At 57.6% G+C, this 14,411-nt stretch carries 12 protein-coding genes; 11 read left to right on the top strand and 1 reads right to left on the bottom strand.

Annotated elements, in window-relative coordinates:
• The first annotated feature begins 549 nt into the window (after positions 1-549).
• From tal to ampH, 3 genes are all read left to right on the top strand, one after another.
• Positions 550-1,500, top strand: coding sequence for a transaldolase (tal, locus tag SB719_RS17215; RefSeq protein WP_065648737.1), 951 nt, complete (start codon positions 550-552; stop codon positions 1,498-1,500).
• 68 nt (positions 1,501-1,568) lie between these two features.
• Complete coding sequence (gene tkt / locus SB719_RS17220; protein ID WP_065648736.1) at positions 1,569-3,578, top strand: transketolase; 2,010 nt, start codon at positions 1,569-1,571, stop codon at positions 3,576-3,578.
• Between the two features lie 140 nt (positions 3,579-3,718).
• Positions 3,719-4,888: a D-alanyl-D-alanine-carboxypeptidase/endopeptidase AmpH gene (gene ampH / locus SB719_RS17225; protein WP_065648735.1), complete on the top strand. Its 1,170-nt coding sequence runs from the start codon at positions 3,719-3,721 to the stop codon at positions 4,886-4,888.
• A 15-nt stretch (positions 4,889-4,903) separates the two neighbouring features.
• Here ampH and SB719_RS17230 read toward each other — a convergent pair whose 3' ends face one another.
• Complete coding sequence (locus SB719_RS17230) at positions 4,904-5,962, bottom strand: DUF1176 domain-containing protein (protein WP_314688561.1); 1,059 nt, start codon at positions 5,960-5,962, stop codon at positions 4,904-4,906.
• Between the two features lie 489 nt (positions 5,963-6,451).
• Between SB719_RS17230 and SB719_RS17235 the strand changes: the two genes are divergently transcribed.
• From SB719_RS17235 to SB719_RS17270, 8 genes are read left to right on the top strand one after another with little or no spacing between them, the layout of a single operon-like run.
• The gene (locus SB719_RS17235) at positions 6,452-7,282 is read left to right on the top strand and encodes a DeoR/GlpR family DNA-binding transcription regulator (RefSeq protein WP_293006102.1); all 831 of its coding nucleotides are present in this window, start codon (positions 6,452-6,454) and stop codon (positions 7,280-7,282) included.
• A gap of 12 nt (positions 7,283-7,294) precedes the next feature.
• Complete coding sequence (locus SB719_RS17240) at positions 7,295-8,278, top strand: substrate-binding domain-containing protein (protein WP_065648732.1); 984 nt, start codon at positions 7,295-7,297, stop codon at positions 8,276-8,278.
• A 1-nt stretch (position 8,279) separates the two neighbouring features.
• The gene (locus SB719_RS17245; protein ID WP_065648731.1) at positions 8,280-9,785 is read left to right on the top strand and encodes a sugar ABC transporter ATP-binding protein; all 1,506 of its coding nucleotides are present in this window, start codon (positions 8,280-8,282) and stop codon (positions 9,783-9,785) included.
• Positions 9,778-10,767 (top strand): ABC transporter permease, encoded by a 990-nt coding sequence (locus SB719_RS17250; protein ID WP_412159514.1) that lies wholly within the window; start codon positions 9,778-9,780, stop codon positions 10,765-10,767. Before SB719_RS17245 ends, SB719_RS17250 begins: the two co-directional genes overlap by 8 nt.
• 15 nt (positions 10,768-10,782) lie before the next feature.
• On the top strand, positions 10,783-11,832 hold the full coding sequence (locus SB719_RS17255) for an ABC transporter permease (RefSeq protein WP_065650432.1): 1,050 nt from the start codon (positions 10,783-10,785) through the stop codon (positions 11,830-11,832).
• Positions 11,832-12,524, top strand: coding sequence for a D-allulose 6-phosphate 3-epimerase (gene alsE, locus SB719_RS17260; protein WP_065648729.1), 693 nt, complete (start codon positions 11,832-11,834; stop codon positions 12,522-12,524). The genes SB719_RS17255 and alsE overlap by 1 nt, the downstream gene beginning before the upstream one ends.
• Complete coding sequence (alsK, locus tag SB719_RS17265; RefSeq protein WP_304233837.1) at positions 12,521-13,417, top strand: allose kinase; 897 nt, start codon at positions 12,521-12,523, stop codon at positions 13,415-13,417. The genes alsE and alsK overlap by 4 nt, the downstream gene beginning before the upstream one ends.
• The gene (locus tag SB719_RS17270; protein ID WP_065648727.1) at positions 13,414-14,376 is read left to right on the top strand and encodes a ribokinase; all 963 of its coding nucleotides are present in this window, start codon (positions 13,414-13,416) and stop codon (positions 14,374-14,376) included. The genes alsK and SB719_RS17270 overlap by 4 nt, the downstream gene beginning before the upstream one ends.
• Positions 14,377-14,411 lie beyond the last annotated feature (35 nt).

A 14,411-nucleotide genomic window follows, 5' to 3' on the forward strand; every position in this document is an offset into this window, starting at 1 on the left:
CGGCGGACGGGGCTGGCGCAGGGCCGGGGAGTGCAGAGGGCGCGGCCAGGCATCCTCTGCCCGGTCGCCGCGCCGGGGCAGAGGCTGCTGCCGCCGCTGACGGCGAACGGAACCGGCCCCCATGCCCCGTGGCGAACGGAACCGGCCCCCATGCCCCGTGGCGAACGGAACCAGCCCTGTGCCCCGTGGCGAACGGAACCAGCCCCATGCCCCGTGGCGAACGGAACCAGCCCCGTGCCCCGTGGCGAACGGAACCAGCCCCGGTGCAGCAGCACGCGTCCAGGGCAAAGGCTGCCGCCGCCGCTGACGGCGAACTTACCGCCTCGCCTGCATCTCCGGCGCAAGCTGCTATGCTTGAAGATGGCAAAACATGGCTGAACCGGTTACGCCGCCTCTCTCTCCGCCACGCCATAATCAGAGAAAACGCATTTTAATCAGCGGGCGTCTGTAGCACTGTGTGGAACCACTATCCCCAGCAAAGGGCGCAGACAAGGCGACGGTTGCCCGGCATTCTTTTGCCCACAATATTGCTAATCAAGGAGTTAAGCGATGAACCAGCTAGACGCACTAAAACAGTTCACCACCGTGGTGGCAGACAGTGGCGATATCGAATCTATTCGTCATTACAACCCGGAAGATGCCACTACCAACCCTTCTCTGATCCTGAAAGCTGCCGGTCTTGACGCTTACAAACACCTGATTGATGACGCCATCGACTATGCGAAAAAGCAGGGTGGCAGCAAAGAGACGCAGATTATCAACGCCAGCGACAAAGTGGCGGTTAACCTCGGCATGGAAATCCTGAAAAGCGTGCCGGGCCGCGTTTCAACTGAAGTTGACGCCCGCCTCTCTTTCGATCGCGGTATGTGCGTAACCAAAGCAGAGAAGCTGGTACGCCTGTATGAAGAGCACGGTATCGACCGCTCGCGTATCCTCATCAAGCTGGCGTCGACCTGGGAAGGGATCAAGGCGGCTGAAGAGCTGGAAAAAAACGGCATTAAGTGCAACCTGACGCTGCTGTTCTCCTTTGCGCAGGCGCGCGCCTGCGCTGAAGCGGGCGTCTATCTGATCTCGCCTTTCGTGGGCCGCATTTACGACTGGTACAACACGCGTAAGCCTATGGACCCGTATGTTGTGGATGAAGATCCCGGCGTAAAATCTGTGCGTCGTATCTATGACTATTACAAAAAGCATCGCTACAGCACGGTGATCATGGGTGCGAGCTTCCGCAAAATTGAGCAGATTCTGGCACTGGCGGGCTGCGATCGTCTGACCCTCTCCCCTAACCTGCTGGAAGAGCTGGCGAACAGCGACGCGCCGGTTGAGCGCAAGCTGGAGCCTTCTACTGAAGGCTTCCATCAGCCAGCCTCGCTGTCAGAAGCGGAGTTCCGCTGGGAGCACAACCAGGATCCAATGGCGGTTGAAAAACTGTCTGAAGGTATCCGCCAGTTCGCCGTTGACCAGCAGAAACTGGAAGATGTGCTGGCCGCGCGCCTCTGATTGCACCACCGTTGAGTGCGGGTGAGCCGAAGCGAACCCGCTGATGCTTAATTATAAGGGAGAACCCTATGTCTTCACGCAGAGAGTTGGCTAACGCGATTCGCGCGTTGAGTATGGATGCGGTACAGAAAGCAAATTCCGGTCACCCTGGTATGCCAATGGGCATGGCCGATATCGCGGAAGTGTTATGGCGCGACTTCCTGAAACATAACCCCACCAACCCGGCGTGGGCCGATCGTGACCGCTTTATCCTGTCCAATGGTCACGGTTCAATGCTGCTCTATAGCCTGCTGCATCTCAGCGGTTACGATCTGCCAATGGAAGAGCTGAAAAACTTCCGCCAGCTGCATTCAAAAACGCCGGGGCACCCGGAGATTGGCTATACGCCAGGTGTGGAAACCACCACCGGTCCGCTCGGCCAGGGTCTGGCGAATGCGGTGGGTCTGGCCATTGCTGAGCGTACGCTGGCAGCCCAGTTTAACCAGCCGGGACACGATATTATTGACCACTTCACCTACGTATTTATGGGTGATGGCTGCCTGATGGAAGGCATCTCGCATGAGGTCTGTTCGCTGGCGGGTACGCTGGGCCTCGGCAAACTGATTGGCTTCTACGATCACAACGGTATTTCTATCGACGGTGAAACAGAAGGCTGGTTTACCGACGATACGCATAAACGCTTTGAGTCTTATAACTGGCACGTGATCGGCAGCGCTGAAGGCATTGATGGTCACGATGCAGAAGCCGTGGCCGCCGCTATCCGGGAAGCGCAGAGCGTAACCGATAAGCCATCACTGATTATCTGCCGCACCACCATCGGCTTCGGTTCGCCAAATAAGGCGGGCAAAGAGGAGTCGCACGGTGCCGCGCTGGGTGATGAAGAGATCGCCCTGACGCGTAAGCAGCTCGGCTGGAACTATGCGCCGTTTGAGATCCCGCAGGATATTTATCAGCAGTGGGATGCAAAAGAAGCAGGCTCCGCGCACGAAAAAGCCTGGGATGAAAAATTTGCTGCCTACCGGCAGGCGCATCCGCAGCTGGCGCAGGAGTTCAGCCGTCGTCTTAATGGCGAAATGCCGGATGAGTGGGAAAGCAAAACCGCTGACTTTATCCGCGATCTGCAGGCCAATCCGCAGAAAATCGCCAGCCGCAAAGCGTCACAGAACACGCTGGAAGCCTTTGGCAAAATGCTGCCGGAATTCCTTGGCGGGTCGGCTGACCTGGCGCCAAGTAATCTTACCATCTGGTCAGGTTCAAAATCGATCAAAGAAGATGCGGCCGGAAACTATATCCATTACGGCGTGCGTGAGTTTGGCATGACCGCCATTGCGAACGGCATCGCGCATCATGGCGGCTTTGTTCCTTACACTGCGACCTTCCTGATGTTTGTTGAATACGCGCGTAACGCCGCACGTATGGCAGCACTGATGAAAGCGCGCCAGATCATGGTCTATACCCACGACTCTATTGGTCTGGGCGAAGATGGCCCGACGCACCAGCCGGTAGAGCAGCTGGCCAGCCTGCGCCTGACGCCTAATTTCAGCACCTGGCGTCCATGCGATCAGGTTGAGACCGCTGTGGCCTGGAAAGCAGCCATCGAGCGTCATCATGGCCCGACCGCGCTGATCCTTTCCCGTCAGAATCTGCTGCAGCCCGAGCGCAGCCAGACGCAGGTCGAAAACATTGCGCGCGGCGGCTATGTCCTGAAGGATTGCGACGGCACGCCGGATGTGATTCTGATCGCCACTGGCTCAGAAGTGGAGATCACGCTGGGGGCCGAAGCGAAACTCAGCGCAGATGGCCATAAGGTCCGGGTGGTTTCGCTGCCGAGCACCGATGTGTTCGACAAGCAGGACAGCGCGTACCGCGAATCCGTACTGCCCTCTACCGTGCGTGCGCGCGTCGCGGTTGAAGCAGGCATTGCTGACTACTGGTATAAGTATGTCGGCATTGACGGCAAAATTGTCGGCATGACCACCTTCGGTGAGTCTGCGCCGGCTGGCAAGCTGTTCCCGGCCTTTGGTTTTACCGTTGAAAACGTGGTAAGCCAGGCTGAGTCGCTGCTGAAACCTGCCTAAGCTCTGCGGCCCTCACCCGATAACGGTGAGGGCCGTTTTTTATCACGCTTTACAGAAAAAAATCGCGTCTCCCCCTTCCCGCTCTGCGCAAACTGATTACTATAGGTTTTCTTCCGATCCTGATAGCGGACGCATTCCCGTTGAAAAAACCGACTTCATTTTTACTGGCCCTGATGGTCTCCGTGCTGCCTGTCAGCGCTCTAGCGCAGGTCTCACCTGATCCCCTGCTGGCATCACAGATTGTTGATCGCTATGCCGAACATATTTTTTACGCCAGCGGCGCAACCGGTATGGCGCTGGTCGCGATTGACGGCAATCAGCGCGTCTTTACCAGCTTCGGTGAAACCCGGCCCGGCAATAATATCCGGCCGCAGCAGGATTCGCTTATTCGTATCGCATCGCTCAGCAAGCTGATGACCAGTGAAGTGATGGTGAAAATGGCCGAGCGCGGGCAAATTCGTCTGGACGATCCGCTCAGCCGCTATGCCCCGCCGGGTGCACGCGTTCCGGCCCATAACGGCCAGCCAATCCGTCTGATCAACCTCGCCACCCACACCGGCTCGCTGCCGCGCGAACAGCCCGGCGGTAAACCCCATCGTCCGGTGTTTGTCTGGCCGACTAAAAGCGATCGCTGGCAGTGGCTGGGCAATGCCACGCTGAAGGCTGCGCCTGGCACTCAGGCGGCCTACTCCAACCTTGGGTTTGATCTGCTGGCTGACGCGCTGGCTAAAGCGGGCGGCACGCCCTATCCGGCGCTGCTGCAGCGTCTGGTCACGCGCCCGCTGGGCATGAAGGACACTACTTTTACGCCCTCACCGGACCAGTGCCAGCGCCTGATGGTGCCGGAAAAAGGTGCCAGCCCCTGTAATAATACGCTGGCGGCGATCGGCAGCGGTGGCGTCTACTCCACCCCCGATGATATGGCGCGCTGGATGCAGCAGTTCCTCGACTCGGCGGTGAGCCACCGCACGCCGCAAATCGATCGCCTGCAGACCCTGATCTACCGGCGCGATCAGCTGACCAAAGTTGAAGGAATGGATGTGCCGGGGCGTGCCGATGCGCTGGGGATGGGCTGGGTCTATATGGCGCCCAAAGCGGGCCGGCCCGGTATTATTCAGAAAACCGGCGGCGCCGGCGGGTTCATTACTTATATGGCGATGATCCCGCAGCATAACCTTGGCGTGTTTGTGGCTGTCACCCGCTCACCACTCAGCCGCTTTACGCCCATGAGCGATGGCGTAAACAACCTGCTGACGGAGCTGGCGGGCAATAAGACTGGCTCACCAATGATGATCGGTGCGATCCCCTGAACCCCGGATAATCGCTCAGCGCGCCGGCTGGCTGACCCACAGTGTGGGCCAGTCGTCGCTGCTGTGCCAGGCGTCGCAAATCTGCTCTTCTGCATATTCCGCCAGAACAAATGCGCTGCCATCAAACTGCCAGCGTGTTGCCGTGCCGCAGTCGCCCAGTCCGCGATTTTTGCTGAAGGTATAAAGCAGGCCATTACTGGCATCAAACTCTGCGTTCACCAGCTCCAGCTGCGTATCACTGCGCGACGGGGGCGTAAAAGGCAGCGTCAGCGTCAGCCCGCGTGATACATAGGGCTGGCTGCGTGTTACTTCAAACGCCAGATCGATGACGTTGTAGGCACCGGTTTCACAGCTGACCAGCAGCAGCGCTTTGCTGTCGGTCAGCGGCGCGACGCTGACCTCCCGCCGGAGCGGATCCAGCGAGCAGTTATCGGTGGTGATGCGCCAGGTGCCATAGTCAATCAGTCCGCTGGTCTCCTCCTGCGTCAGCGGCGCAGGCGGCGAGGCTAATGATGGCAGCGACGGCAGCGACGGCGGGGGCGGGACATCCCACTGCATCCTGTCGCCACGCCTGACCCATGCGCTGGCCCCGTTTACGCGCCCCTGCACGTCATCCATCAGCAGCAGCGCGGCCTTCAGACCGCGCAGCGGTACCACCGCCTTAGCCTGGTACGTCAGCTGAAGCGTGCTCGCTTCCAGCGTCTGACCCAGGAACTCATCAATCGCGATGGCGTTGCTGGTGGCAAGATGATGCGGCTCAACTGTCCAGTGTTTAAGGTCGGGCTTCAGGCGACGCTGATCCAGCAGCAGATTATCTTTCAGCGGCCCGCCCGGAAGCGTGCCGGTATAGGCACTGCCGTAATCGATACGCAGCAGCGGGCGATCGTCAACGCCGGCGTGACGCGACAGCGTCATCACCAGCCCATTATCCCCGGGAAAGCTGCGCGCCACGCAAAAAGCCGCATTATTACAGGTGAGCTGCCAGTCAGAAAAAGACTTCTGCAGAGGTTCAGCCTGCACGCTGACACTGGCCGCCAGAGCGCTCAAAAGCAGTGACTTCATCCAATACGACATTAACAACCCGGTCCCCGAATTCCTGGAAAGAAAATCATAGCGCACTGCGTGCGTTATCAGCAGGCTGGAAGTGTGAAGTGGCCTGAAAGCAGAATTAACTGCTTATTAAGTCAGCGATTCATCATCGTACGGACAGGTTGTGCGCTGCAGTCCCATCATCCACTGCGCTTTACAACGGCTCAATCAGATTCCTCGGACTATCAGGGCGCAATCTGAAACAGTCATTACCACACAAACGGTCATAAACAGTCATGCTATGGTAGCTATGGATTAATGAGCTGGTGATCGGATCTGTTTTAACTGTACCGCTTCAGGGGTTAATTATGTGAATCAGATCAACTTTAAATGCAATTAACCATCGTTTATTACATAAATTATTGAAGTTATATCACTCAATAACGGGCCTCTTTTTTTACCACCGTGGACTCCTGCCCAGTCCACATTTTCCCGTGCCCGCTTCCAGTAATTTATAGCCATCGGAGGATAAGTATGTTGCCGATTGAGAGACAGCAAAGAATTATTAATGAACTTAATATAAATGGCCGCGTAATTGTCTCAGAGCTGGTCACGCTTTGTCAGGTTTCACAGGAAACCATACGGCGTGATTTAAGCCAACTGGAAAAAAATGGATTATTACAACGCAGTCATGGTGGTGCTGTTCCGGTAAAAAGACAGAGTGCCAGCATTCAGGGAAATAACAGATCGTCCAGAGAAAATGAATTATCTTTCCGGCAGCGTATTAACGAGCATGTCGATGCAAAAATGAGTATTGCCAAGCGCGCGCTCGATTTTATTACTCCGGGTGACTGTATTTTGCTCGATAGCAGTACCACCTGCTGGTATCTGGCGCGACAGCTGCCCGATATTGAGTTAACCGTGCTAACCAATTCGCTACGCATCGTGCAGACGCTGGCGGCGCGCGGCAGCATTCGTACTATCTGCCTCGGCGGTGAATATTCTGACCGCGATGAAGATTTTCACGGCGTAGTGGCTGAGCAGCCGCTGCGTGAATTTCAGATTAACAAGATATTTTTTTCCTGTAGCAGTTTAGGTAATGACGGTTATTTACGCGAAGGCAATGAGAATAACGCGCATTTAAAACAACAAATGTTACTGGCCGCTGAAAGAAAACATCTTCTGCTGGATGGCAGTAAATTTATGCGGCCCTCTTTTGCCCGTGTTTGTCACTACCGTGATGTCGATTTTCTGATCACTGACCAATTAAAAGATAAAGAGCTGGAACAGGAACTGGCGTGGAATGGCGTTAACGTCATTGTCTGTTCTCAGCGTCATCAGTCCATGCAGCTAATTAAAAATTAACCAGGAGTCTGTATGAAAAAACATCTTATTGCCTGTTCTTTGCTTGCCCTGTTTGCCGCCACCGGTGCGCAGGCCGCTGATAAATTACGCATGGGTATCGTCGTTAAAATTGGTGGTATTCCCTGGTTTAACGCCATGGAAGCGGGCATTAAAAGTGAGGCGGCGAAGCGCGGCATCGATGCATGGATGGTCGGCCCTACCGCAGCCGATCCGGCGCTGCAGGTGCGCGCTATTGAAGATTTGATTGCGCAGAAAGTCGACATCATCGGCGTGGTGCCCAACGATCCGAAAGTGCTGGAGCCGGTGCTGAAACGGGCGCGGGATGCCGGCATCGAAGTCATTACCCATGAGTCGCCCGGTCAGCAGGGGGCCAACTGGGATTTTGAACTGGTTGACGCCGCCACACACGGTATCAATCACATGAAAGCGCTGGCGAAGTGCATGCACGACGAGGGCAAATATGCCATGTACGTGGGCAGCCTGACCGTACCGCTGCATCAGCAGTGGACCGACGCCGCGCTCAATTATCAGAAAGAGCACTACCCCAGGATGCAGCTGGTCACCGACAAATTTGGCGTCGGCGAATCGCTGGATGACTCCATCCGTACCACCAATGAGCTGATGTCTAAATATCCCGATCTGAAAGGCATTATGGCGTTTGGTTCACAGGGGCCAATTGGTGCCGGACGCGCCGTAATGAACCGTAAAAAAATCGATCAGGTCTGCGTTATTGGCTCCTTCAGTCCGGGCCAGGGTGCCTCACTGGTACAGCGTAACGCCATTAAAGGCGGCTACATCTGGAATCCGGAGACCGCAGGTGAAGTCTTTGTCCGTATCGCTGACATGATGCAGAAGAAAGAGCCGATCACCGACGGTATGACGATTGAAGGACTGGGCAAAGTCAAAGTAGATGAAGCGACCCATACCATTCTCGGTAACAACACCGAGAGTCTGGATAAAGAAAACCTGCCAAAACTGGTAAAAATGGGGCTCTGATATGCAAGAGGTCATTCCACAGACGCTAATTGCGCTCGAGAATTTGTCGAAAACATTTGGTGGCAACCGCGCGCTGAGCGATATCTCCCTGACCTTACTGGCAGGTGAAGTGCACTGTCTCGCTGGCACCAACGGCTGTGGCAAGAGCACCCTGATCAAAGTTATCTCCGGGGTGCACGCCCCGGACAGCGGCAGCCGCATTACGCTGGGCGATGGCCCGGCACTGCCGCGACTGACCACGCAACAGGCGCGTGACTTCGGTATTCAGGTGATCTATCAGGATCTGTCGCTGTTTCCGAATCTGAGCGTGGCAGAGAACATTGCGTTTGAGCATAACCTCAATGGTCTGCTGCGCTGGCACCGCAGCGCGCGCCTGCGTGAAAGCGCGCGCGGCATCATAACCGAGCTGAATTTTGACCTCGATCTGGACGCGAAAGTGGCGACGCTCTCGATTGCTCAGCGCCAGCAGGTTGCGATCTGTCGCGCGCTGGTCGCCGATGCGCGCCTGGTGATCATGGATGAGCCAACCGCCTCGCTGACCCGCACCGAGGTTAATCAGCTGCTGCGCACCGTGCGCTATCTGAAAGATAAAAATATCTGCGTGGTCTTTGTCAGCCACCGGCTTGATGAGGTGCTGGAGATCTCCGACCGCGTTACGGTGATCCGCGACGGCCGTAAAATGGGCTGCTGGCCCGCCCGGGAGATGACACCGCATCACCTTACCGAGCTGATGACCGGCCTGAAGCTCGACTATCAGCTGAAATCGCCGACGCGTAACAGCGAGCGCGTGATTCTGGAGATAGACGATCTGACCCGTGCCGGTCAGTACCATGATGTCAGTTTCAAACTTTACGAGGGTGAAGTGCTGGGGCTGTGCGGTCTGCTCGGATCCGGACGCACCGAGCTGGCGCTGTCGCTGTTTGGCATGACGCGTCCCGACAGCGGCAAAATCTGGCTCGACAGCAAACCGGTCCGCTTTCGTGGCCATGAAGATGCGATCAAAGCCGGTATCGGCTATGTGTCGGAGGATCGCCTGACGTTAGGTCTGGTGCAGCAGCAGTCAGTGGCTGACAACATGGTGCTGCCGATCCTCGACAAGCTGCAGAACCGTTTTCACCTGATCGATGAATACCGCAAAAACAAGCTGATCCTGCAGTGGATCCAGCAGCTCGGCGTGCGCGTCGCTGACCCGAATCTCGCCATCTCCACCCTCTCCGGCGGCAATCAGCAAAAAATTGTGCTGGCAAAGTGGGTTCTGACGCAGCCGCGCATCCTGATCCTCGACTCGCCAACCGTTGGCGTAGACGTCGGTGCCAAAGCCAGCATCTATCAGCTGATTCATGAGCTGGCGAAAGAGGGACTGTCGATCATCCTGATCTCCGATGAGGTGCCGGAGGTCTGGTACAACTGCGACCGTATCCTGCATTTCCGCGACGGCACCATTCATGCCGAATATCAACCTGATAGCGTCGAGCAGCAGCAGCTGGCGGAGGTGATCAATGCCTGATTTTTCCCGTTTACGTCCGCACTCCAGCCAGGGCTGGCTCGCCTGGGTGCTGCTGGCGTTCATTCTGTTTTTCTCTATGACCAGCGATCAGTTTCTTACCGTACAGAACCTGCTGGATCTGGCCGAGAGCTACGCGGTAACCGGCATTTTTGCGCTGGGCCTCTTTGTGGTGCTGGTGACCGGCGGGATCGATATCTCTTTTGCCGCCGTTGCCTCAGTGGTGCAGTACCTGCTTGCGTCCCTGTTTGTGCAGTTTCAGTTTGATAACGCGCTGCTCAGCATTGTGCTGGCGATCGTGTGCGGCACGCTGTTTGGCGTGATCAATGCGCTGCTGATCACCACGCTGCGGGTGGTCTCCATCATCATCACTATCAGCATGCAGTCGCTGCTGTTCGGCCTGCTGATGTGGGTGACCGGCGGCCGCAGCCTCTATTCGCTGCCGGAGTGGTGGATCACCCTGCGTAACGTGCTGCCGTTCAGCTGGCAGGGCGAGAGCTTTCAGGTCGGTTTACCGCTGGCCACCATGCTGATCATTGCCGCGGCGACGGCACTGCTGCTGAACAAAACCAACCTCGGGCGCCAGCTTTATGCGGTGGGTGGCGACGCAGAGTCTGCGCGACGTATCGGCATCCGCGTCGGCCTGATCCACGTTTTTGCCTACGGCTGGCTGGGCGCCATGGCGGCGGTTGGCGGCCTGGTACAGGTCTATCGCATGGGCGAAGTGGTGCCTAATGCGCTGGTCGGCGGCGAGCTTGATGTGCTGGCAGCAACGGTGCTGGGTGGCGCCAGTCTGATGGGTGGTAAAGGCACGGTCAGCGGCACGCTGATGGGGGTCTTCCTGATCGCCATCCTGAAAAACGGTCTTAACCTGGTGGGCGTGTCGAACTACTTCATGAATATCGTGGTCGGCGGCGTCATCATGATTGCGATCGCCGTAACGCACTACAAAAAACGCAAAGAAACTGATGTCAGTTTCGTGTGACTGAGGGCATTGATGATGAAATCACTGACTGCACTGCGCCCTGACGGCACCAACCTTGGTCTGATGCTGCTTATCGCGCTGGCGCTGGCAACCTTTACCCTGATGCTGCCGGGCCGCTTCCTGACCGACTCAACCTTTATGAGCATGGCGTTTCAGCTGCCGGAGCTGGGGTTGCTCACGCTGGCAATGTTTATTGCCATTCTCAGCGGCGGCCTGAATCTCGCCATTATCGCGACCGCTAACCTGACCGCACTGTTTATCGCCTGGACGCTGATGAGCGCCCTGCCCGCCGGTGCCGGGATGGCGCTGCAGCTGCTGTGGCTGTTTATCGCCATTATCGGCGCCATGCTGATTGCCGCCGCGATTGGCGTCATCACCGGACTGATGGTGACACGTATCGGCGCGCATCCGATTCTGGTGACGCTGGCAACGATGATGACGCTGAACGGGATCGGTATCTGGCTGACCAAAGGCGCGGCCGTCAGCGGCATGCCGCCGGTGGTGCAGGCGCTGGGCGCCGATACGCTGCTCGGGATGCCGCTGCCGCTCTGGGTCTTTCTGATTGCCGCTGCGCTGCTGGCGCTGTTCCTCGGTAAAACCCGCGCCGGTAAATGTATTTACATGGGCGGCAGCAACATTAACGCGACCTGGTTCAGCGGCATCAACACCCATCGCATGGTGATGCTGGTTTACGTGATCTCCAGCCTGCTCTGCGTACTGGCGGGCCTGATCATGATGGCGCGCTTTAACTCAGCGCGTATGGGCTACGGCGACGCATACCTGCTGCTGACGGTGCTGGCGATTATCCTCGGCGGCACCGATCCCAACGGCGGTTTTGGCCGCGTCACCGGCGTCGTGCTGGCGCTGATTGCGCTGCAGGTGCTCTCCACCGGCTTCAACCTGATGAATATCAGCCAGCACGTCAGTCTGGCGATGTGGGGGGCAGTGCTGATTGTGGTACTCGCCTTTAAACAATTTAAAACCCGGTTCAATGAACACCGTGCGGTAAAGCTCAGCAAGCTGGCCGCGGTGCTTAATCCTCTGACTGAAAAGAAGGAAGTATGATGCGTATTCAAATCTCCCCGTCACTGATGTGTATGAACCTGATGGAGATCAAGCACCAGCTGCAGGTTCTCGATTCGCGCGCTGACTTTCTTCACGTGGATATTATGGATGGTCACTACGTCAAAAACATCACGCTCTCCCCTTTCTTCATTGAGCAGATCCGGCCCTATACCCGCGTCGCCATTGATGTACATCTGATGGTGGAAGAGCCGACCGATTTTATCGAAGCGGTCGCCAGAGCGGGTGCTGACTATATCTGCCCGCACGCAGAAACCATTAATCGCGATGCCTTCCGCGTAATAAATCTGATCCGCAGCTTTGGAAAAAAAGTCGGGGTGGTACTTAACCCCGCCACGCCGGTCTCCTTTATCCAGCACTATATCCACCTGCTGGATAAAATCACCGTGATGACGGTGGATCCTGGCTACGCCGGTCAGCCTTTTATTCCGGAGATGGTGGAGAAAGTGCGCGAGCTGAAAACGCTTAAGCAGCAGCACGGTTATCACTATCTGGTTGAGATTGACGGCTCCTGCAACACCCGCACCTATAACCAGCTGATTGGGGCGGGTGCAGAAGTGCTGATTGTCGGCACCTCCGGCCTGTTTAACATTCATGATGATTTAGCGACCGCCTGGGAAATGATGCGCGACAGCATTGATGAAGCCCAGGGGCTGACGCAGGTGTCCGCATGAAACCACGCTGGCTCGGGATCGATATCGGCGGCACCGGTACCCGGCTGCAGCTGATGGAAGAGGGTGGCGTCTGGAGCAGCTTTCGCAAAGTCGCTACCGCCAGCTGGGCGCAGCAGCCCGACGCGCTGCTGGCGCTCGCTCAGCTCATCCGCGACACGCTGGAACAGCAGCCGGTAAGCGGCATTATGCTGGGTCTGCCGGGCATTCTCAGTCGCGACCGGCAGCAGGTCATTTCGCTGCCCTTTATTCAGGCCCTGGATGGCCAGCCGGTCGCGGCGCGCCTCACCGCGCTGCTCGGCGTACCGGTGGCGATGGACAAAGATGTAAACCATCTGATGCTGTGGGATCTGCTGCAGCTGGAGCAGCTGCCGGACAACGCCGTGGGTCTCTATCCCGGCACCGGTATGGGCAACAGCCTGTGGCTGAACGGTGGCTTTTATCACGGCGAGCATGGCGGTGCCGGCGAGCTGGGGCATATTCCGGTAGCGGGCAACATCCTGCCCTGCCCGTGCGGTAACCACGGCTGTGCGGAAACGCTGACGTCGGGCCACTGGCTGAGCCGCTGGGCCGCACAGAATGCCGCCGGTACGCCGATCTCCGCCCTGTTTACCCGCCACGGCGAACAGCCGGAACTGCAGGCGTTTGTCCGGCGGCTGGCCGAACTCATCGCAACCGAAATGAATATTCTCGATCCGGAGTACCTGATCCTCGGTGGCGGTGTACTGGCGATGGCTGATTTTCCGCTGGCGCAGCTGCGCAGCCAGATCCAGCAGCATCTGCGGCCGCCGGTGACCCGTGAACACCTGAAGATTATTTTCAGTCACTCAACCGACTACACGGGCTGTCGCGGTGCCTGTCTGGCCGCAGAACGCCTGTTCAGGAGCGTAAGATGAAAGGAAAGGTGTGTGTTTTTGGCTCCTTTAATCTCGACATCGTGGCGGTGATGCGCCGCTTTCCGCTGCCGGGTGAATCGCTGACCGCGCATCACAGCATGATGGGCGCAGGCGGCAAAGGTGCGAATCAGGCCACGGCGGCGCTGCGCGCGGGTGCGCGGGTGCACTATATCGGCAAAGTAGGCAATGACGATTTTGGCCTGTTTGCGCGCCGGCATCTGGAAAAAACCGGTTTTGATGCCATTACGCTGTTTACCTGTAAAGAGAAGCCGACCGGCAATGCGCTGATCTATGTCGCGGGCGATGACGCAGAGAATATGATTTCAGTCTATCCCGGTGCCAATACCACCGTGACCGCAGCCGAGGTGACGCGCTGCCAGCCTACGGTCGCCGCAGCCGACATTCTGCTGGTGCAGCTGGAGAATAATCTCAGCGCTATCCAGCGCATGATCGATAACGCCCGCGCCAGCGGCACCTTTGTCATCCTTAACCCGGCACCGTGGCAGAAGATTGGCGATGCGCTGCTGGCAAAGGTTGATCTGCTGACGCCGAACAGTACCGAAGCAACGCAGCTCAGCGGCGTAACGGTAACCGATTTCGCCAGCGCGCGTCGTGCCGCCGGGGTGCTGCATCGCAAGGGCGCGCGCCAGGTGATCATTACGCTGGGCATGGCCGGTGCCCTGCTCTCAACGCCCGACCGGCAGCTGCGTATTCCGCTCTTTCCGGCCCAGCCGCGCGATACCACCGGCGCGGGTGACGCGTTCAACGGTGCGCTGGCCGCGCGCCTCGCCTCCGGCGACGATTTGCCGCAGGCAGCGCGGTTTGCCGCAGCGTTTGCTTCGCTTTGCGTCGAACGCGCCGGCGCAGCCGACTCCATGCCCTCATATGCAGAAGCGCTGGCGCGACTGCAGGCGCATCCGGAGTGCGTGGTCGGAGAGATAGAGGACGCGGTGGCGTAACTGAGTGGCTGAGGTCCGCCACCCGGGGTGCATCG

The sequence above is a fragment of the Pantoea sp. SIMBA_079 genome (genome assembly GCF_046940275.1).
In the GTDB taxonomy this organism is placed as follows: Bacteria; Pseudomonadota; Gammaproteobacteria; order Enterobacterales; family Enterobacteriaceae; genus Pantoea; species Pantoea borealis.